Here is a 19,763-nt window from a genome sequence, read left to right on the forward strand (position 1 = left end):
GGGTACCCCGTATTCTCCGTCGCACTGTAGCCGGGCGCGGAGTGATCTGAATCGCTGAGGGTTGCCTCAGGACGGGTGGTAGAGGGCTTCCGGGTATGACCGGATCGTTCAGTTCATGTCATTCGTACTGAATTGCTACCTTTGTGACTAATTTGTCACCGTGCTCTATGGAATCGCCGCCGCCACCGCCGCGCTCGCGCTGGCCGCAGTCCTGGCCGCCCTGCTCCGTGTCCCCGCGCTGCGCGTGGGGCTGGTCGAGCGGCGGCAGCGGCTGCGAAGGGTGCCGCTGTCCGGCGGGCCCGCGGTGGCGGCGGCGACCTGCGGGGTCGCGGCCCTCGGCGACCGCGCCGGCCTCGCCCCCCTCGGCCCCGGCACGGGCGTCCTGCTCGTCGCGGCCGGTGCCCTCGCCCTGCTCGGGCTCGCCGCCGACCTGTGGCGCCTCAAGACCCGCTTCCTGGTGCTCGGTACGACCGTTTCGGCGGCGTTCGTGATCCCTTATGACGTGATCGGCGTCCCTGGGGGCGTCGTTTCGGTCGGGTGGGTCGTTCTCGTCGCCCTCGCCTTCCGCGGCCTCGACCACGCGGACGGCGTCGCCGGGACGGTCGGCGTCGTCACCGCCTTCGGTGCCGGGGCGTGCGCCGCCGCCGAGGTGATGGACGGGCCGGCCGTCCTGCTGAGCGTCCTCGCGGCGGCCCTGACCGGCTTCCTGACGCACAACTGGCCCCGCGCGCGCGTGGGGCTCGGTACGTCCGGTGCGCTGTTCGCCGGGTTCCTGCCGGCCGCGGTCGCCGTGCGCGCGTGCGCGGAACGCGGGCCGCTCACCGGCGCGGGCGTGCTGTTCGCGCTGACGGCGGTCGCGACCCTGGACGTCGTCCTCGTCGCCCTCTCGCGCAGGCGCGCGGGACGGCCGCTGCTGCGACCGGCGCCGGACCACCTCGCGCACCGGCTGCGCCGTATCGGCGTCACCGACCGGGGGGCGCTCGTCCTGATCGGCGCGGCGGCCTTCGGCGGGGTCCTGGTCGGGGCGCTCGTGCACGCGGGCTGGACGGGTGCCTCGGCGGTGCTGTGGGTGGCGGCCGTCGTGGCGGCGGCTGTGGCGGGGCTGCTGCGCGTGCGCGTGTACGGGGTGCGGCCGAGGCGTACGGGGGAGACGCTGGGGAGGCGGCCCGGCGTACGGCGCGCCCGGAGCGCGCCCGGCGACATGGACGCGCGGCGCCTCGCCCTCGTACGCCGCCTCACCCCCGTACGGCGGCTCCTGAACCGCCGTCGGAAGGTCCCGCAGGCCCCGGGGGTCACTCCTGGAGCGCATGTTCAGGCGCCCCGGAAGCCGGAGTCGTCGCAGGTCAGGGCTGACATGCGTGTAAGGAACGGATAAGAGTTGAGTCGGTGTGACTCAGCTCTGTTGACTCCGCTGTGCGGGTGATGCACACTTGAGCCTGTTCCACTCAAGTCAGCTGGAGGAAGATCACCATGGCACGTGCGGTCGGCATCGACCTGGGCACGACTAACTCCGTCGTCAGCGTTCTTGAAGGCGGCGAGCCCACCGTCATCACCAACGCAGAGGGCGCCAGGACCACGCCGTCCGTCGTCGCCTTCGCGAAGAACGGCGAGGTCCTCGTCGGTGAGGTGGCCAAGCGCCAGGCCGTCACCAACGTCGACCGGACCATCCGCTCCGTGAAGCGCCACATGGGCACGGACTGGAAGATCCAGCTCGACGGCAAGGACTTCAACCCGCAGCAGATCTCCGCGTTCATCCTCCAGAAGCTGAAGCGCGACGCGGAGGCGTACCTGGGCGAGAAGGTGACCGACGCGGTCATCACCGTCCCGGCGTACTTCAACGACTCGGAGCGCCAGGCCACCAAGGAGGCCGGCGAGATCGCGGGCCTGAACGTCCTGCGCATCGTCAACGAGCCGACGGCCGCCGCGCTCGCGTACGGCCTCGACAAGGACGAGCAGGTCATCCTGGTCTTCGACCTCGGTGGCGGCACGTTCGACGTCTCGCTGCTGGAGATCGGCGACGGCGTCGTCGAGGTGAAGGCCACCAACGGCGACAACCACCTCGGTGGTGACGACTGGGACCAGCGCGTCGTCGACTACCTGGTGCAGCAGTTCAAGTCGGGCCACGGCGTGGACCTCGGCAAGGACAAGATGGCCCTCCAGCGCCTGCGCGAGGCCGCCGAGAAGGCGAAGATCGAGCTGTCCTCGTCCTCCGAGACGTCGATCAACCTGCCGTACATCACCGCCTCCGCCGAGGGCCCCCTGCACCTCGACGAGAAGCTGACCCGCGCGCAGTTCCAGCAGCTCACCGCGGACCTCCTGGAGCGCTGCAAGACGCCGTTCCACAACGTCATCAAGGACGCCGGCATCTCGCTCAGCGAGATCGACCACGTCGTCCTGGTCGGTGGCTCCACCCGTATGCCGGCCGTCGCCGAGCTCGTCAAGGAGCTGACCGGCGGCAAGGACGCCAACAAGGGCGTCAACCCGGACGAGGTCGTCGCGATCGGCGCCTCCCTCCAGGCCGGTGTCCTCAAGGGCGAGGTCAAGGACGTCCTGCTGCTCGACGTCACCCCGCTGTCCCTCGGCATCGAGACCAAGGGCGGCATCATGACGAAGCTCATCGAGCGCAACACCACGATCCCGACCAAGCGCTCCGAGATCTTCACCACCGCCGAGGACAACCAGCCCTCCGTGCAGATCCAGGTCTACCAGGGCGAGCGCGAGATCGCGGCGTACAACAAGAAGCTCGGGATGTTCGAGCTGACCGGCCTGCCGCCCGCGCCGCGCGGTGTCCCGCAGATCGAGGTCTCCTTCGACATCGACGCCAACGGCATCATGCACGTGACCGCGAAGGACCTCGGCACGGGCAAGGAGCAGAAGATGACCGTCACCGGCGGCTCCTCGCTGCCGAAGGACGAGGTCGACCGCATGCGCCAGGAGGCCGAGCAGTACGCGGACGAGGACCACAAGCGCCGCGAGGCCGCCGAGGCCCGCAACCAGGGCGAGCAACTCGTCTACCAGACCGAGAAGTTCCTCAAGGACAACGAGGACAAGGTCCCCGGCGAGATCAAGACCGAGGTCGAGGCGTCGATCACCGAGCTGAAGGAGAAGCTCAAGGGCGACGACACCGCCGAGATCCGCACCGCCACCGAGAAGGTCGCGGCGGTCTCCCAGAAGCTCGGCCAGGCCATGTACGCGGACGCGCAGGCCGCCCAGGGCGAAGCCGGCCCGGCCGGTGACGCCAAGGCCGACGACGACGTCGTGGACGCCGAGATCGTCGACGACGAGAAGCCCAAGGGTGGTGCCGCGTGACGGAGGAGACCCCGGGCTTCGAGGAGAAGCCCGACGTCCCCTCCGGCGCCGACGACGCCGAGCCGAAGGCCGCCCCCGAGAAGGAGGCGGCCCCGGCCGGGGACGCGAACCAGACAGCCGGTCTGGTGGCAGAGCTGGACCAGGTGCGGACCGCCCTCGGCGAGCGCACCGCCGACCTCCAGCGCCTCCAGGCCGAGTACCAGAACTACCGCCGCCGCGTGGAGCGGGACCGCGTCGCGGTCAAGGAGATCGCCGTGGCGAACCTCCTGACCGAACTGCTGCCGGTCCTCGACGACATCGGCCGCGCGCGGGAGCACGGCGAACTGCTCGGCGGGTTCAAGTCCGTCGCGGAGTCGCTGGAGACCACCGCGGCCAAGATGGGTCTCACGCAGTTCGGCAAGGAGGGCGAGCCCTTCGACCCGACGATCCACGAGGCGCTGATGCACAGCTACGCGCCGGACGTCACGGAGACGACGTGCGTGGCGATTCTCCAGCCGGGGTATCGGATCGGCGAGCGCACCATCCGCCCCGCGCGGGTGGCCGTCGCCGAACCGCAGCCCGGCGCGCAGACGGTCAAGGCCGAGGACGAGGCCGGCGACGAGAAGGACAACGGCCCTGAGGAGGGCTGACCCGGACGACGAGCGGAAGGGGGTGCGTCGGGGATGAGCACCAAGGACTTCATCGAGAAGGACTTCTACAAGGTCCTCGGCGTCCCCAAGGACGCCACCGAGGCCGAGATCAAGAAGGCGTACCGCAAGCTCGCGCGCGAGTTCCACCCGGACGCCAACAAGGGCAACGCCAAGGCCGAGGAGCGCTTCAAGGAGATCTCCGAGGCGAACGACGTCCTCGGCGACCCCAAGAAGCGCAAGGAGTACGACGAGGCGCGCGCCCTGTTCGGCAGCGGCGGCTTCCGCCCGGGCCCGGGCGCGGGCGGCGGCTCGTTCAACTTCGACCTCGGCGACCTCTTCGGGGGCGGCGCGGGCGGCGGCTCCCAGGGCGGCTTCGGCGGCGGCATCGGGGACGTCTTCGGGGGCCTGTTCAACCGGGGCGGCACGACCGCGGGCCGTACCCAGCCCCGGCGCGGGCAGGACATCGACACCGAGGTGACCCTCAGCTTCACCGAGGCCATCGAGGGGGCGACGGTCCCGCTGCGCATGACCTCCCAGGCCGCCTGCAAGGCGTGCTCGGGCACCGGCGACAAGAACGGCACGCCGCGCGTGTGCCCGACCTGCGTCGGCACCGGGCAGGTCGCGCGCGGCTCGGGCGGCGGCTTCTCGCTCACCGACCCGTGCCCCGACTGCAAGGGGCGCGGCCTGATCGCCGAGCAGCCCTGCGAGGACTGCCACGGCAGCGGCCGGGCCAAGTCCTCGCGCACGATGCAGGTCCGCATCCCCGCGGGGGTGACGGACGGGCAGCGGATCCGGCTGCGCGGCAAGGGCGGCCCGGGCGAGCGGGGCGGCGCCGCCGGCGACCTCTACGTCGTCGTCCACGTCGGAAGTCATCCCGTCTTCGGGCGCAAGGACGACAATCTGACGGTGACCGTGCCGGTCACGTTCGCGGAGGCGGCGCTCGGCGGGGAGATCAAGGTGCCCACCCTGGGCGGGCCCGCGCTCACCCTGAAGCTGCCTCCGGGCACGCCCAACGGGCGCACCATGCGTGCGCGCGGGAAGGGCGCGGTCCGCAAGGACGGCACCCGCGGGGACCTGTTGGTCACCGTCGAGGTGAGTGTCCCGAAGGACGTGACGGGGAAGGCTCGTGACGCACTGGAGGCGTATCGCGAGGCGACCGCGGGCGAGGACCCGCGGGCGGAGCTGTTCGAGGCCGCGAAGGGAGCATGAGAGTGATGGACGGCCGCCGGCGCAACCCGTACGAACTGACCGAGGAGACCCCGGTCTACGTCATCTCGGTGGCGGCCCAGCTCTCCGGTCTGCACCCGCAGACCCTGCGGCAGTACGACCGTCTCGGCCTGGTCTCCCCGGACCGCACGGCCGGGCGGGGCCGCCGCTACTCGGCCCGTGACATCGAACTCCTGCGCACCGTGCAGGCGTTGTCGCAGGACGAGGGCATCAACCTGGCCGGCATCAAGCGGATCATCGAGCTGGAGAACCAGGTCGCCGCGCTCCAGTCCCGGGTCGCGGAGCTGGAGTCGGCGCTGGACGGCGCCGCCGCGGCGATGCAGCAGCGCGAGGCCGCGGTGCACGCGTCGTACCGGCGCGACCTCGTGCCGTACCAGGAGGTGCAGCAGACCAGCGCGTTGGTGGTCTGGCGGCCGAAGAAGCCCAAGGACTGAGATCGGTCATCTGGGGCGAAACGCTGTGAAAGGGCTCGGAGTTCATGACTCCGGGCCCTTTCGGGCTTTTCAAGTGGTGGGTGTGTGAAGGGAGTTGGGGAAGACTGGGAACCCGTCTCCATGTGTTGTCGTTGCTTGAGCGCAGTGTGATGTTGCCATCTCGTTAAGTGATTCTTCTTGACTCTGCGGGAGCGGGCCGCGTTGGCTTTCAGCACCTGGGTCCAAGCAGTCGCCGTACCCATGTCCGGAACGTCACCTGAAGTGAGCCCCCGCATGCGTCGTATCGCCATATCCGTCGTCGCTTCGACGATGACCCTCTCGCTCGCCGGATGCGGGATGCTGAACGCGACGGGGGACACGGCCGATGCGACCCCGACGAAGGGCAACGACCTCACGGTCGGCGTGCTCATGCCGGAGAAGACGAACACCCGGTACGAGCAGTTCGACTACCCGATCATCAAGCAGCGGGTCGCCGAGCTCACGAACAAGCAGGGCAAGACGATCTACGAGAACGCGGCGGCCAAGGCGGCGACGCAGGTCCAGCAGATGGAGAAGATGATCAGCGACAAGGTGGACCTGATCCTCCTCGACGCGGTCGACTCCAAGGGCATCGCCGCCACGGTCGAGAAGGCCAAGGACGCGGGCATCCCGGTCATCGCCTACGACCGGCTCGCCGAGGGGCCCATCGACGCGTACGTCTCCTTCGACAACGAACTCGTCGGGCAGGTGCAGGGGCGCACCCTCGTCGAGACGATCAACAACGCGAGCACCGCCGACAAGATCGTCATGATCAACGGCTCGCCGACCGACCCCAACGCCGCGCAGTTCAAGGCGGGCGCGCTCTCCGAGATCGACGGGCGGGTGACCGTCGCGGCCACCTACGACACCGACGCGTGGAGCCCGACCCTCGCGCAGTCCGAGATGGCGCAGGCGATCGAGAAGATCGGCAAGAACAACATCGCCGGGGTGTACTCCGCGAACGACGCGATGGCCGGGGGCGCGCTCAAGGCGCTCGAAGCGGCGGGGGTCACCGATCTGCCGCCGATCACCGGACAGGACGCCGAACTGCCCGCCGTGCAGCGGATCATCACCGGCAAGCAGTTCATGAGCGTCTACAAGCCCTACCCGCAGATGGCCGCCGCCGCCGCGGAGATGGCCGTCGCCAAGATCCAGGGCAAGGACATCAAGTTCGACTCGCTGACCCGGGACCGGGTGGACAGCCCCACCAACAAGAAGATCCCGGCGCAATTGGTGACCGTGGTCGCGCTGACCAAGAGCAACGTGAAGCAGACGGTGGTGGCGGACGGGATCTACACGGTCTCGCAGATCTGCACGCCGAAGTTCGAGGCGGCTTGCGAGGCGGTCAACCTCAAGTAGGGGGTTCGCCGGGGGTACTTCGGAGCTAGCCGTCCAGCAGCGGCTTCATCGGGATCAGCAGGCCGTCCGGGGCGTGCGCCGCCGGGGTCGTCGCCATCCAGCTCGCCGGGTCGCGGTCGCCGGTCACCCGCAGGCCGGTGACCTTCGCGTCGCGGGGTACGTCGTACCAGAGCTCCACCTCCACGAGGGAGTGGCCGCCGAGCGCGATCGACTCGTGCTGGCGGCGTACGGCCATGGCGAAGCTGTCGGGGCGGGCGGCGCGGCCCGTCACGCCCTCCAGGCGCTGGTCCTTCACGGCGTAGGTGTGGAAGTCGGCGCTGGGGTTGTCCACGCGGAGCCTGGCCGAGCAGAACTGGCCGTCGGGCAGGGCGTCGCTGTGGCTGCCGGTGACGCCGGGGATGCCGCAGCGCAGGGAGAGGACGGTGAAGACGAGGTGGCCGTCCTGGTGGGGGCGGGACGGGGACTGGGTGGCGGCGCCGGGGGTGGCGTCCGGTGCGGTGCCGGAGGGGGAGCCTGTGTCGCAGGCGGTGGTCAGGAGGGGGAGAGCCAGGGCGAGGGCGAGGGGGACGCCGAGCGCGGCCGGGGGGCGGCGTGGAGGGGTGGTCGGGTGGGACGACGGTTCGGGTGTGCCTCGGTTCGCCATACCGGGGATTGTGCGGCGTCCGGGCGGGGGTGGGGAAGGCGCTGGGGGCGTCGTAGGGGGGAGGGGGGCCGGGGTGTTGGCGTACCCGCGAGGGCGGGGGCCGCAGGGGCGTCGTACCGGTCGTACTGCGGGGAGGGCGCCCGGGTGGCGTCGTACCTCGGGCGTACACGGGTAGTACGGGCGGCGTAGGGGGCTGGGCGGTGTTGTCGTGGGCGCGTGGTGGACCCGGCCGGACGGGGAGCGTCCGGCCGGGTCTCCCGGGCGAGCGGCAGCCCGGGTGGAGCGGTTCCACCATGCCGTGAGTGGGTACGGTGCACCACCGTCAGCTTGTTGCAGTGCGAGGGGCGGAGGCGGGTCGAAACGGCCGCATACCGGGGGATTTCAGGTCGCGTGACCGGGGGCGCCGTGTTGCGGAGCCGGGTGGACGCCCCGCATAGTTGCGCTGCGGAAGAGCAAACTGCGGGGGTGGGATGGACGATGACCGGGCACGGGACGGAGGATCACCCCCCGCACGGTGCCGACCGACTGTGCGAGGCCGGTGACCGGGTCTACTCCCGCGCCGTGCGCCGCGGCCGAGTCCCGCGCGCCGACGCCGAACCCGTACCCTGCCTCCTCGAACTCGCCCTGCTGCACCCCGATCCCGACGACATGGACTGGCTCGTCCCGACCGCGCCGCAGGAGGTCATGACGCGGCTCCTGCGGGGCCTGTACGACGACGTCAGCGCGAGCCGGCGCCGGATGGGCGCGGCGGTCGCCGCCTTCGAGTGGTACGCCGGGCTCGGCGGGCCCGTCAGCGTCTCCGGCGAGGGCATGGCGCTGCGCGTCCTCGACGGGGCGTCCCGGATCCAGGCCGCGCTCGACGAGGCGACCGACGCGTGCACGACCGAGGTGCTGACCGTCCAGCCCGGTGGCATCCGGCGCGAGCACGAGCTCTCCGAGGGGCTGCACCGGGCGATGTCCCTGCGGGCGCGGGGAGTTCGGATGCGCGACCTCTACAACCACGTCGCCCGGCACGGCCAAGGGCTGCTCACCTACCTCGACTTGATGGGCGACGCCGTCGAGGCGCGCACCCTCGACGAGGTCACCGACCGGCTCATGGTGTTCGACCGGGTCGTCGCCTTCATCCCCGCGAACCCCGACCGCACCATGGCACTTGAGCTGCGGCATCCCGCGTTGATCACGTACCTGGTCACGGTCTTCGAGCGCTTGTGGCGGCTCGCGATCCCGCTCGCCGCGGCCATCCCCGCGCCCGCCGTCGAGGGCGTGTCCCATCGCGAGCAGTCCATCGCCGCGTTGCTCGCCGAGGGGCATCAGGACGCCGTGATCGCCGAGCGGCTCGGGATCAGCGTCCGCACCTGCCGGGCCCATATCGCCCGGCTCTCCGAGACGCTGGGGGCGGCCAGCCGTACGCAGCTCGGGGTGCGCATCGCTCAGGTCGGGCTGGTGGGGGGCGGGGGGACGTACGAGGCCGGGAAGGGCGTCATTCTTCCCGGTCAAGGATTCCCGACCGGCCTATGAGGTAGCCGAGTTGGGCTCGGCTGTCGCTGCCGAGGGGGGCGGCGAGTTTGGCGATGTGCTCGTGGGCGGTGCGGATGTCGAGGCCGAGGCGGTCGGCTATGACGGCGTCTGTGTGGCCTTCTTGACCAGCGCGGGGTGGCGGATCTCCAGGGCGAGCCGGCCGTCGTCGTCCGCCGGGATGAAGGCGACGGTCCGGTCCACGATCGGCAGCCGGTCGGTGACCTCGTCGAGGGAGCGGCACTCCACGTCGCCCTTGAGCTGTTCCGTGTAGCCGAGCACGCCCGGCGAGTGGCGCTGCGTGTGCTGGTGGAGGGTGCGGATACGGCCGCCGTGGTCGAGGAGCGCCTTGTCCAGCGCCTGGTTGATCCGCTCGGTGCCGCTCAGGACGCGGAGGGCGGGGATGCCGTACGACTGCTGCGGGCCGGCGATCCGCAGCAACGGCTCGAAGGAGTCGACCAGTTGGGCCTCTCGGCGGCGTTCCTCCGCGATGCGGTTCGCGACGGAGTCCAGGAGGCGGTGCAGGGCGACTGCCGGGGCGACCGGTTCAAGTCGGGCCAGATCGTGGGGAGTTGGATGGAGGAACCCGAACTGCGCCAGGCGCGGGGCCAGTTGGGCGTCGCCGGCCGCGATCCAGCCGTCGCGCAGCGCATGGCCGTACAGCTCGCTCCCCGCCTCGCACAGCCTCTCCGCGCCGTGTTCCTGATGGCTCACCGGTCCGTCGCCTCGCCGTCCAGGATTCCGGATCGCGCTATCAGGTAGCCGAGTTGGGCTCGGCTGTCGCTGCCGAGGGTCGTCGCGAGCTTGGCGATGTGTTCGCGGGCCGTGCGGACGTTCATGCCGAGGCGGTCGGCTATGACGGCGTCCGTGTGGCCCTCGACCAGGAGGGCGGCGATCGTGCGCTGGCGGGGGGTGACCGTGTTCAACGCCGGGTGCTCGCGGGCCGGTTCGGGGTACAGGGGCGTCGCCAGGTGCCACAGGCGGTCGAACGTCGTCACGAAGTACTTCACCACCGCCGGGTGCCTCACCTCCAGTGCCAGGCTGTTGTCCTCGTTCGCCGGGATGAAGGCGACGGCGCCGTCCACGGCGATGAGGCGGTCCGTGATCTGGTCCAGCGTCCGGCAGGAGGCGTCGCCGTGGAGGCGTTCGTGGAGCGCGCGGATCGTGGGAGCGTTGCGCATGGTGTGCTGGTAGAGGGTGCGGATGCGGCAGCCTCGGTCCAGTGCCTGCTGGTCCCTGGGCACGGACACGGCACGCGCTGCCTCTATGGGGGCGCCGTGCAGGTTCATGTTCGGCTGGATGGTGAGGATTTCCTGGGTGGCTTCCGCCACTGCCTCGGTGATGGCCTCGTTGATGCGGGGTTTGCTGCTGAGGATGGTGAGCATCGGTGTCTGTGCCGGTGGCGAGTCCGGGTCGAGCCTCACCAACTTCCCGAAGATCTCGGTGAGTTGTTCCTCCCGTCGGCGTTCGTCCGCGATACGGCGGGCCGAGCGGCGGAGCATGCGGTGCAGGGCCACGGTGGGGGAGAGCGGTTCCAGCCGGGTCAGGTCGTCCACGGAAGGGTGCAGCAGACCCGCGTCCACCAGACAGGGGGCCGCCTCCGCGTCCGCCGCCGGTATGTGCCCCTCCGCCAGCGCCCGTTCGTACAACTCCGCCCCCGGTGCGCAGAGTTCCTCCGTTCCGTGCGGCACGTGCGGCGCGGTCATTCTTCGGCTTCCTTCTGCTTGAGAATCCCGGATTCGGCGATGAGGTAGCCGAGTTGGGCCCGGCTGTCGCTGCCGAGGGTGGTGGCGAGTTTGGCTATGTGGACGCGGGCCGTGCGGACATTGAGGCCGAGGCGGTCGGCGATCATCGCGTCCGTGTGGCCCTCGACGAGGAGGCGGGCGATGGCGTACTGGCGAGGCGTGATGTCCCCGAGGCCGGTGTACCGGGCGGTTTGGGGGTACATGGGGGTGGCCAGGTGCCAGAAGCGGTCGAACGTCGTCGTGAAGTACTCGATCAGCGCCGGGCTGCGGACCTCCAGCGCGTGCGTGCGGTCCTTGTTCGCCGGGATGAAGGCGATCCGGCGGTCGATGACGATGAGCCGGTCGGTGACCTCGTCGAGGGTGCGCGCCTCGGTGTCGCCCCGCAGCTGCTCGTACCGCGCGATGATCGCGGGCTTGTGGCGCTGGGTGTGCTGGTAGAGGGTGCGGATCCGGCCGCCCCGGTCCAGGAGGGCCTGGTCGCGTTCCAGGGAGGCGGCCCGTGCCGCGTCGCTCATCGTGGGAGTGTCGGGCTGGATCGTGAGGATCTCCCCGGTCACGCCGGTCATGGCCTCGGATATGGCGAGGTTGATCTGCGGGAAGCCGTGCAACGGCCGTATCCCCGAGAAGCCCGCGTCGGCGCCGTCCGGCATGGTCAGGGCCAGCAGCGGCTCGAACGTCTCCGCGAGCCGTGTGCTGCGTCTGCGGCGCAGGGCGATGTCGTCCTCGGCGGAACGTTGCAGACGGGAGAGTGCGACGGCGGGAGGCACCGGCTGCAACCGGTGTGCGTCCTCGCTGTCCGGCTGGAGCAGCCCGGCGTCCACGAGACAGGGCAGTGCCTCGGCCTCACGTGCCGGTACGTACCCCTCACGCAGCGCGCGGCTGTAGAGCGCAAGGCCCGCCTCGCACGGCTCCTCCACTCCGTGAGGTGAGTGCGGTGCCGTCATACGTCGGTCTCCTCCTGTTCCGGGAATCTGGGGCGGGCGCGGCCGGTGGCGGGTCGCGAGGCGAGAATCCCGGCTGTGCGCGCGTCCACGCGCGGGGAACCCGCGGTCGGCCGCTGCGCGGAGACGAACACCGGAGGGTCGCAGACGGCTGCGGGGCGGCGCCGTGTCCTACGGCCCGGAATGCCGTGGCGCGCGAGCAGGACGGGATCGTGGCGGGTCGTACGCCGGTACCGCGCGGGTGTACGGCCGTGTCTCTCGGGCAGCCGGTGGGCCGGGGGCGGTTCCGCGTCGTGCCGGCGTCGTCCGGTCGTCCCGTCCGCGACGGTGCGCGGGGACCTCGGCAGCGCGGGGGCGCCCGGAATCCGCGGAAGCGGTCCGCTGGCGGTCGGGCGGGGCGGCGAGGCCTCCGGCCGTCGTGTCCCGCCCGTACGGAGCGCGAGGCCCTCCTCGTGGGCTCCCTGTGCTGCGGTCTTCACATCACTGCTCCCGGTCCAGAATCCCGGACTGGGCGATGCGGTAGCCGAGCTGGGCGCGGCTGCCGCTGCCGAGGGCGGTGGCAAGCCGGGCGATGTGGGCGCGGCAGGTCCGGACGTTCATGCCGAGACGCCGGGCGATGGCCTCGTCGACGTGGCCCTCGACGAGGAGCTTCGCGATCGAGTGCTGGATCTCGGTGATGCCGTCGAGGTCCGTCTCGTAGGGGGCGGTGGAGTTGAGCGGGACCGCCCGGTCCCACATGAACTCGAAGACCTTGACCAGGTAGCGGACGAGACCGGGGTGGCGCAGCTCCAGGGCGACCTGGCGGTCGTCGCGGATCGGGATGAAGGCGACCGTCTCGTCGCAGATGATCAGGCGCTCGACGAGTTCGTCGATGGTGCGGTACTCCGCTTTGCCGTCGGCGAACCGGCTCGCGTAGGCGAGGGTCTCGGCGCTGAACCGCGCGGTGTGCTGGTAGAGGGTCCGGATCCGCACTCCGCGATCGATCAAGGGTTTGTCCCGGTCGAGGCCCTTGATGAAACGGCGTTCCGGTTGCTCCCGGACACTCGGCTGGACCGTGAGCATCTCGCTCTGGCACTGGGCTGTGGCCAGATCCAGGGCGCTGTTGATCCTGTCCAGTCCTTCCAGGACCGTGATGGAGTGAGTCGAGGCCGTCACCTGGGTACTCAGTGACATGAACGGCTCAAATGCTTCTGCCAGATCGGTCGACAGTCGTCTGCGCTCGGTGATCTCGCGTTCAATGTGATTCAGTCGCTGGGACAGGGCGATCGACGGAGGCACAGGGCGCAGCCAGTCCGTATCGTCCGGATCGGGCTGGAGGAGGGCGAACTCCATCAGGCAAGGAGCCGCTTCCGCTTCCGCACGCGAGATGCGACCTGTACGTAGTGCGTGGGTGTAGAGGCGGCCACCGTCTTCACACAGGTCCGTCAAGGCGTGGGGATGTGTCTCTTTTGTTCGATTCGTTGCCAAATCTCCACCCCCCAGGGTCCTGAACATGCAGGAACATGATGCACCGACCGGGTGGCCATGACGTGCCTGAATGAGCCATCGTCGTACTCGACGGGGAATTACAGGACCTTACGAGTGAGGACGAAGCCGGCTATGAGTAAGAGGATGCTCCGTTCGGTGGTAGTCGCTGCCCTCTCTGTCACCGTCGCTTTCGGAGCGTTGCACATCCTCTCGGACGTGAAGGACGACGCCCGGGTGGGTGGCAGCCACGCGCAGTCCACCTCTTTCGCCGCGGGCGGTGACGACGACACCGTCGTTGCTCCGCTGGACAGCAGGTGGTGACCCGTTGACCACCCCACCCGACGACCGCTCCTTCCGTCGCGAAATGGCCACCGCCTACCGCTCCGGCTGGCACTTCATCGACCTGGTCACCGCCATCCCCCACAACGGTGACTCGCTGATGGTGACGGTGTTCGGTGCGCCGGTGGTGGTCACGCGGGACGAGGACGGCGACGTGCGGGCGTACCGGTGTCTGCGGCGGCCCCGTGGCGCGCCGCAGCCGGTGCAGTGTGCCATCCGGTACGGAATGATCTTTGTGAACCTCGATCGACGAGACCACAGGCTGACGGACGCGGAGCCCCCCACCTCGCGGACCGTTTCGGCCACCCCCCGCAGTGCCTGACGCGATTCCCCCGTCGTAAAAGATCGCTCAGGTGCTTCCCCCCGCAGCGGCGTCACCGTGACCTGAACACGGTGACGCCGCTGTGTTTTACGGCGACATTTCACGCTTTGCGGCGATCCCCCGGTTGGCCGGAAACCGCCCCTGGGGCCCCAGGGTTCACCCTCGCCCCATGGCTCGCGTGAGTGTGATCTCTATCACTACGCGCTCGGGGTTCGGCGACGGAGTCCTCCCGTACCGCTCGGCGTACCGCCGCTCGGCGTCGGCGACCCGCTCCGGCTCGGTACGGATCACGGCGCGCCCTTCGAGCGTCGCCCACCGCGCCCGGTCGACCTGGCAGACGGCGACCAGGGCCCCTTCCTCCCCGGCGGCGAGCACGTTGCGCACCTTGCTGCTGGTCCGGCTGGCGATCACCCGGGCGAGCCGGTGCTCGGGGTCGTACGTGACGCCTACGGGTACGACGTGCGGGGTCCCGTCGGGGCGTGGTGTCGTGAGGGTGCACAGGTGGTATTCGCGCCAGAAGTCGACGTACGCGGCGTCCGGCGCGTGCAGATCTTGGGGGTACGCGGCCATGGCGTGAATCTAGCCGCTCGTGGCCGTTTCCCCTCCCGGGTCAACCTTGAGTGGAATAGACTCAACTTTGTGGACGTTGCTCAAGTCAGCAACAAGTGGCACCCGGGTGGTACCCGTGCCGTCGGCACGCGTAGTACCCGTCATACCCGCGGTGCCGGCCCGTAGGACCCGTAGTACTCCAGGACGACGCAAGGAGGAGACCCCGACCGTGGACGCAGAGCTGACCAACCGGAGCCGGGACGCGATCAACGCGGCGAGCAGCCGCGCCGTGTCCGAGGGGCACCCCGACCTCACCCCCGCACACCTGCTCCTGGCTCTGCTCGCGGGCCAGGACAACGAGAACGTCATCGACCTGCTGGTCGCCGTCGAGGCCGACCAGGCCGCCGTACGCCAAGGCGCGGAGCAGGTGCTCGCCTCCCTCCCCAGGGTGACGGGGTCCACGGTGGCCCCGCCGCAGCCCAACCGTGAGCTGCTCGCCGTGATCGCGGACGCGCAGGCCCGCGCCGCCGACCTCGGGGACGACTACCTCTCCACCGAGCACCTCCTGATCGGCATCGCCGAGAAGGGCGGCCAGACGGGTGACGTGCTCGCGCGGCAGGGCGCGACGCCGAAGAAACTGCTGGAGGCGTTCCGCAAGGCGCGCGGCGGCCGGCGCGTCACCAACGCCGACCCGGAGGGCTCGTACAAGGCGCTGGAGAAGTTCGGCACGGACTTCACCGCCGCCGCCCGCGAGGGCAAGCTCGACCCGGTCATCGGCCGGGACCAGGAGATCCGCCGGGTCGTCCAGGTGCTGTCGCGGCGCACGAAGAACAACCCGGTCCTCATCGGCGAGCCCGGCGTCGGCAAGACGGCCGTCGTGGAGGGGCTCGCGCAGCGCATCGTGAAGGGCGACGTCCCCGAGTCCCTGAAGAACAAGCGGCTCGTCTCGCTCGACCTCGGCGCGATGGTCGCGGGCGCCAAGTACCGCGGCGAGTTCGAGGAACGCCTCAAGACCGTCCTCGCCGAGATCAAGGACTCGGACGGCCAGATCATCACGTTCATCGACGAGTTGCACACCGTCGTCGGCGCCGGCGCGGGCGGCGACTCCGCGATGGACGCCGGTAACATGCTCAAGCCGATGCTGGCGCGCGGCGAACTGCGCATGGTCGGCGCGACGACGCTCGACGAGTACCGCGAACGCATCGAGAAGGACCCGGCGTTGGAGCGCCGCTTCCAGCAAGTCCTGGTCGCCGAACCGTCGGTGGAGGACACGATCGCCATCCTCCGTGGCCTGAAGGGCCGTTACGAGGCGCACCACAAGGTGCAGATCGCCGACAGCGCGCTGGTCGCCGCCGCGACCCTCTCCGACCGGTACATCACCTCCCGCTTCCTGCCCGACAAGGCCATCGACCTCGTCGACGAGGCGGCCTCCCGGCTGCGCATGGAGATCGACTCCTCGCCCGTCGAGATCGACGAACTCCAGCGTGCCGTCGACCGGTTGAGGATGGAGGAGCTGGCCCTGGAGAAGGAGACCGACGCCGCCTCCCGCGAGCGCCTGGAGCGGCTGCGCCGCGACCTCGCCGACAAGGAGGAGGAGCTGCGCGGCCTCAACGCCCGCTGGGAGAAGGAGAAGCAGTCCCTCAACCGGGTCGGTGAACTCAAGGAGAAGCTCGACGAGTTGAGGGGCCAGGCCGAACGCGCCCAGCGCGACGGCGACTTCGACACCGCCTCCAAGCTGCTGTACGGCGAGATCCCCACGCTGGAACGGGACTTGGAGGAGGCGTCCGCCGCCGAGGAGCAGGCCGCCCGCGACACGATGGTCAAGGACGAGGTCGGCCCCGACGACATCGCGGACGTCGTCGGCTCCTGGACCGGCATCCCCGCGGGGCGGCTCCTGGAGGGCGAGACCCAGAAACTCCTGCGCATGGAGGAGGAGTTGGGCCGCCGCCTGATCGGCCAGACCGAGGCCGTCCAGGCCGTCTCCGACGCCGTACGCCGCTCCCGCGCCGGCATCGCCGACCCCGACCGGCCCACCGGGTCCTTCCTGTTCCTCGGCCCGACCGGCGTCGGCAAGACCGAACTCGCCAAGGCCCTCGCCGACTTCCTCTTCGACGACGAGCGGGCGATGGTCCGCATCGACATGTCGGAGTACGGCGAGAAGCACAGCGTGGCCCGGCTGGTCGGCGCGCCGCCCGGCTACGTCGGGTACGAGGAGGGCGGCCAGCTCACCGAGGCGGTGCGCCGGCGGCCGTACACCGTCGTGCTCCTCGACGAGGTCGAGAAGGCGCACCCCGAGGTCTTCGACGTGCTCCTCCAGGTGCTGGACGACGGGCGTCTGACGGACGGTCAGGGCCGTACGGTCGACTTCCGGAACACGATCCTCGTGCTGACGTCCAACCTGGGCAGCCAGTTCCTCGTCGACCCGCTCACCAGCGAGCACGAGAAGCGCGAGCAGGTCCTGGAGGTCGTACGGACGTCCTTCAAGCCGGAGTTCCTCAACCGGCTGGACGACCTCGTGGTCTTCTCGGCGCTCTCGCAGGACGAGCTGTCGCACATCGCGCGCCTCCAGATCGACCGGCTCGCCCGGCGCCTCGCCGACCGGCGGCTCACGCTGGACGTCTCCGAGGCGGCGCTGTCCTGGCTCGCGACGGAGGGGAACGACCCGGCGTACGGCGCGCGTCCGCTGCGGCGGCTCGTCCAGACCGCGATCGGGGACCGGCTCGCCAAGGAGATCCTCTCCGGGGAGGTCAAGGACGGGGACACGGTCCGGGTGGACGTGTTCGGGGACGGGCTGATCGTGGGGCCGGCCACGGGCAAGACGCTGTAGGGCGCCGCGCCGGGGGTGCGGTGGGGGTGGCGAGGCGGCCGGGGTCCGGGCGGGGCGGGGGTTCGGCGCGGGTATGACGGGTACGCGGGTATGACGGGTACTACGGGAAGCCCCGTAGTACCCGCGCGGGCGGCGGGAGGGGTGTAGTACCCGTCATACCCGTCACACCTCCGCGGCCCGAGCGGACCGGAGACGGCCGTCTCCCCGGGCCCTCGTCACCCTCGATGTTCAAGCCCCGGTCAGTTCCTGTCAGCCGACGGCTGACAGGGTCCTGCGGGGGTTGCCAGTCCCCGCCCCGCATGGGAGAGGATGGCGGCATCCGTACGAAGGGAAAAACACGGTGAGCATCGACCCGTCCTCGATTCCGAATTTCGGGGGCCAGCCCGAGCCGCAGCCCCAAGGACCGGCGGGCCCCGTCGTCCCTGACCAGGATCTCGTGAAGCAGCTCCTCGACCAGATGGAGCTGAAGTACGTCGTCGACGACGAGGGTGACCTCGCGGCGCCGTGGGAGCAGTTCCGTACGTACTTCATGTTCCGCGGCGAGGGCGAGCAGCAGGTCTACTCGGTGCGGACCTTCTTCGACCGTCCCCACCAGATCGACGACAAGCCCCAGCTCCTTGAGGCGATCGACGACTGGAACCGCCGCACCCTGTGGCCCAAGGTCTACACGCACACCCACGACGACGGCTCGGTCCGCCTCATCGGCGAGACGCAGATGCTGATCGGCGCGGGCGTGAACATCGAGTTCTTCGTCTCCTCCACGGTCAGCTGGGTCCGTGCCGCGATCGAGTTCGACAAGTGGCTCGTGGAGCAGCTCGGTCTCGAGGACGAGGGCGTGGAGCTGGAGAAGCCGTCGGACGACGAGCAGTAGGGCGTTGTCCCACCGGGGCCGCGCGTAGGTCCTGAGAGCTACGGGGCGAGTGGCTCCGTGGGTTGAGGTACCTACCTCCGTGGAGCCACGGGGCGCGTCTACAACGGCGTGTCCGCGAGCACCACCAGGTACGCCCCGTACGCGAACGAGAGCCCGGCCAGGGCCGCGACCACCACGGCCGCGTGCCACGGCCGGGCTCTCGCCGTCCGGGCCAGGGCCGCCGCGAGCGGCAGCAGCAGCGGGAACGCCGGCAGCAGGAACCGCGGCTTCGACTCGAAGAACCCCGACCCGCCGAGCGCGATCAGCAGCAGTACGCCGGTGTACACCAGCAGGGGCAGCGGTACGCGCTCGGCGAGCAGCAGGGCGTACAGGACGACCGCGGCGCCGACGATGACGAGGGCCACGGGGAAGACGAACCGGTCCCCCTCCAGCAGCAGATGCCGCGCGAACCGCAGGGACCCTTCCCCGAAGTCGAACCGCGACCCCCACAGGCGCTGCACGGCGAAGTAACCCCCCAGGGGGTCGCCCTGGTGGACGCCGACCCACAGGACGTACGCGAGCCACCCCAGGGGCGCGAGCGCGATCCCCGTCCACAGCCTGTGGGCAACCCGCGCGCGGGAGCCTCCGTACGGAGCCGGCCCTCGCGCCCCGCGCCCGCGTGCAGCTCGCGCCGAGCCCTCGGCCCGCACCGGCACCGCCGTACCGCGCCCCCGCGCGCGTACCGCCTCGGACGGGGCCGCGAAGTGCTCGGCGCCGACCGGGGCACGCCGCGCGCGTACCGCCGCCACGCGTGCAGCCACCGCGGCTCCGGCGCGCCCCCGCGCGCGTACCGCCTCGCAGACCCCCGCCGCCACCACGGCCGCCGCCACCGCGAACCCGTTGGGGCGCGACACCCCCGCCGCGGCGGCCAGCGCGCCCGCCCACACCCACCGCCCCGTCAGCACGGCGTACAGCGCCCACGCGGCGAACGCCGTCAGGACGGGCTCGGTGTAGGCCATCGACAGGACGACGGAGTGGGGGAGCAGGCCCCACAGGAGGACCGTCGCGGCGGCCACGGCGGGACCGCGCAGGAGGCGGGCCACGGCGTAGATCCCGCAGGCGGCGACCGCGGCGGCCGTCCAGGACACCAGGAGGCCCGCGGAGCCGCCGCTGAGGGGCGTCACGGCGGTCACCGCGCGGACCAGGGCCGGGTACAGCGGGAAGAACGCCAGGTCGCTGTGGACGACGTCCGGGCCGAAGCGCAGCGTGCGGCCGTAGCCGTGCTCGGCGATGCCCAGGTACCACCGGGAGTCCCAGGAGTGCCCCAGGAGCCGCAGAGGCCGCTCGCCGGCCGCCCAGGCGACCCCCGCGAGCACCCCGGCCCCGGCGAGCCGCGCCAGGACGAACAGGCCGAGGGCGCCGAGCAGGCCCCGGTGGCGCCGTACGGCGGGACGGCGCGCGACGGCTGACGGCGGCGGGGCGAGGGCGGTGGTGGCGTGAGTCACACTCGGCACCATGCAGGCCGACGCGCCCGCGCGCGAGCAGGACGGGGCCGGGCGGGGGACTTTGACGGAGCGTCGGAAGGGCCC

The 19,763-nt window shown here is 70.7% G+C and carries 18 protein-coding genes and 1 pseudogene; 11 read left to right on the plus strand and 8 right to left on the minus strand.

What is annotated here, in order from left to right:
• The first annotated feature begins 160 nt into the window (after positions 1-160).
• The 6 genes from PV682_RS15770 to PV682_RS15795 all read left to right on the plus strand — a co-directional run bounded on the left by PV682_RS15770 (position 161) and on the right by PV682_RS15795 (position 6,976).
• Entirely contained in the window at positions 161-1,375 is a 1,215-nt protein-coding gene (locus tag PV682_RS15770) for an MraY family glycosyltransferase (protein WP_319730128.1), read from the plus strand.
• 95 nt (positions 1,376-1,470) lie between these two features.
• Positions 1,471-3,309, plus strand: coding sequence for a molecular chaperone DnaK (dnaK, locus tag PV682_RS15775; RefSeq protein ID WP_055722781.1), 1,839 nt, complete (start codon positions 1,471-1,473; stop codon positions 3,307-3,309).
• On the plus strand, positions 3,306-3,938 hold the full coding sequence (gene grpE / locus PV682_RS15780) for a nucleotide exchange factor GrpE (protein ID WP_055722780.1): 633 nt from the start codon (positions 3,306-3,308) through the stop codon (positions 3,936-3,938). Before dnaK ends, grpE begins: the two co-directional genes overlap by 4 nt.
• Before the next feature lie 33 nt (positions 3,939-3,971).
• Complete coding sequence (dnaJ, locus tag PV682_RS15785) at positions 3,972-5,147, plus strand: molecular chaperone DnaJ (RefSeq protein WP_319730131.1); 1,176 nt, start codon at positions 3,972-3,974, stop codon at positions 5,145-5,147.
• 5 nt (positions 5,148-5,152) lie between these two features.
• On the plus strand, positions 5,153-5,599 hold the full coding sequence (locus PV682_RS15790) for a heat shock protein transcriptional repressor HspR (RefSeq protein ID WP_055722792.1): 447 nt from the start codon (positions 5,153-5,155) through the stop codon (positions 5,597-5,599).
• A gap of 273 nt (positions 5,600-5,872) precedes the next feature.
• On the plus strand, positions 5,873-6,976 hold the full coding sequence (locus tag PV682_RS15795) for a sugar ABC transporter substrate-binding protein (RefSeq protein WP_319730133.1): 1,104 nt from the start codon (positions 5,873-5,875) through the stop codon (positions 6,974-6,976).
• A 25-nt stretch (positions 6,977-7,001) separates the two neighbouring features.
• Here PV682_RS15795 and PV682_RS15800 read toward each other — a convergent pair whose 3' ends face one another.
• Positions 7,002-7,619, minus strand: a complete 618-nt coding sequence (locus PV682_RS15800) for a hypothetical protein (protein WP_319730136.1) — start codon at positions 7,617-7,619, stop codon at positions 7,002-7,004.
• Positions 7,620-8,096: 477 nt separating this feature from the next.
• Between PV682_RS15800 and PV682_RS15805 the strand changes: the two genes are divergently transcribed.
• The gene (locus PV682_RS15805; protein ID WP_319730138.1) at positions 8,097-9,137 is read left to right on the plus strand and encodes a helix-turn-helix transcriptional regulator; all 1,041 of its coding nucleotides are present in this window, start codon (positions 8,097-8,099) and stop codon (positions 9,135-9,137) included.
• Here the strand turns inward: PV682_RS15805 and PV682_RS15810 are convergent.
• The 5 genes and pseudogenes from PV682_RS15810 to PV682_RS15830 all read right to left on the minus strand — a co-directional run bounded on the left by PV682_RS15810 (position 9,100) and on the right by PV682_RS15830 (position 13,314).
• Positions 9,100-9,797 (minus strand): annotated as a pseudogene (locus PV682_RS15810) (helix-turn-helix transcriptional regulator). The gene PV682_RS15805 and the pseudogene PV682_RS15810 overlap by 38 nt on opposite strands.
• A gap of 47 nt (positions 9,798-9,844) precedes the next feature.
• Complete coding sequence (locus PV682_RS15815) at positions 9,845-10,840, minus strand: helix-turn-helix transcriptional regulator (RefSeq protein WP_319730140.1); 996 nt, start codon at positions 10,838-10,840, stop codon at positions 9,845-9,847.
• The gene (locus PV682_RS15820) at positions 10,837-11,823 is read right to left on the minus strand and encodes a helix-turn-helix transcriptional regulator (RefSeq protein ID WP_319730144.1); all 987 of its coding nucleotides are present in this window, start codon (positions 11,821-11,823) and stop codon (positions 10,837-10,839) included. Before PV682_RS15820 ends, PV682_RS15815 begins: the two co-directional genes overlap by 4 nt.
• Positions 11,820-12,299 carry a hypothetical protein gene (locus PV682_RS15825; RefSeq protein ID WP_319730147.1) on the minus strand — a complete coding sequence of 160 codons (480 nt, stop codon included), beginning with the start codon at positions 12,297-12,299 and terminating at the stop codon, positions 11,820-11,822. The genes PV682_RS15820 and PV682_RS15825 overlap by 4 nt, the downstream gene beginning before the upstream one ends.
• A gap of 1 nt (position 12,300) precedes the next feature.
• Positions 12,301-13,314: a helix-turn-helix transcriptional regulator gene (locus PV682_RS15830; RefSeq protein WP_319730149.1), complete on the minus strand. Its 1,014-nt coding sequence runs from the start codon at positions 13,312-13,314 to the stop codon at positions 12,301-12,303.
• Between the two features lie 105 nt (positions 13,315-13,419).
• Between PV682_RS15830 and PV682_RS15835 the strand changes: the two genes are divergently transcribed.
• On the plus strand, positions 13,420-13,608 hold the full coding sequence (locus tag PV682_RS15835; RefSeq protein WP_319730151.1) for a hypothetical protein: 189 nt from the start codon (positions 13,420-13,422) through the stop codon (positions 13,606-13,608).
• Positions 13,609-13,612: 4 nt separating this feature from the next.
• Positions 13,613-13,948, plus strand: coding sequence for a hypothetical protein (locus PV682_RS15840; RefSeq protein WP_319730153.1), 336 nt, complete (start codon positions 13,613-13,615; stop codon positions 13,946-13,948).
• Positions 13,949-14,104: 156 nt separating this feature from the next.
• Here the strand turns inward: PV682_RS15840 and PV682_RS15845 are convergent, their stop codons facing one another.
• The gene (locus PV682_RS15845) at positions 14,105-14,518 is read right to left on the minus strand and encodes a pyridoxamine 5'-phosphate oxidase family protein (RefSeq protein ID WP_319730155.1); all 414 of its coding nucleotides are present in this window, start codon (positions 14,516-14,518) and stop codon (positions 14,105-14,107) included.
• A gap of 208 nt (positions 14,519-14,726) precedes the next feature.
• On the opposite strand from PV682_RS15845, the gene clpB reads away from it, so the two are divergent.
• Positions 14,727-17,324 (plus strand): ATP-dependent chaperone ClpB, encoded by a 2,598-nt coding sequence (gene clpB / locus PV682_RS15850; RefSeq protein ID WP_319730157.1) that lies wholly within the window; start codon positions 14,727-14,729, stop codon positions 17,322-17,324.
• 340 nt (positions 17,325-17,664) lie between these two features.
• Positions 17,665-18,195, plus strand: a complete 531-nt coding sequence (locus PV682_RS15855) for a YbjN domain-containing protein (protein WP_319730159.1) — start codon at positions 17,665-17,667, stop codon at positions 18,193-18,195.
• A gap of 98 nt (positions 18,196-18,293) precedes the next feature.
• On the opposite strand, the gene PV682_RS15860 is transcribed toward PV682_RS15855, so the two are convergent.
• On the minus strand, positions 18,294-19,679 hold the full coding sequence (locus PV682_RS15860; RefSeq protein WP_407705675.1) for a mannosyltransferase family protein: 1,386 nt from the start codon (positions 19,677-19,679) through the stop codon (positions 18,294-18,296).
• Between the last annotated feature and the right edge of the window lie 84 nt (positions 19,680-19,763).

The sequence above is a fragment of the Streptomyces niveiscabiei genome, assembly GCF_033794345.1.
Classification (GTDB): Bacteria; Actinomycetota; Actinomycetes; order Streptomycetales; family Streptomycetaceae; genus Streptomyces; species Streptomyces niveiscabiei.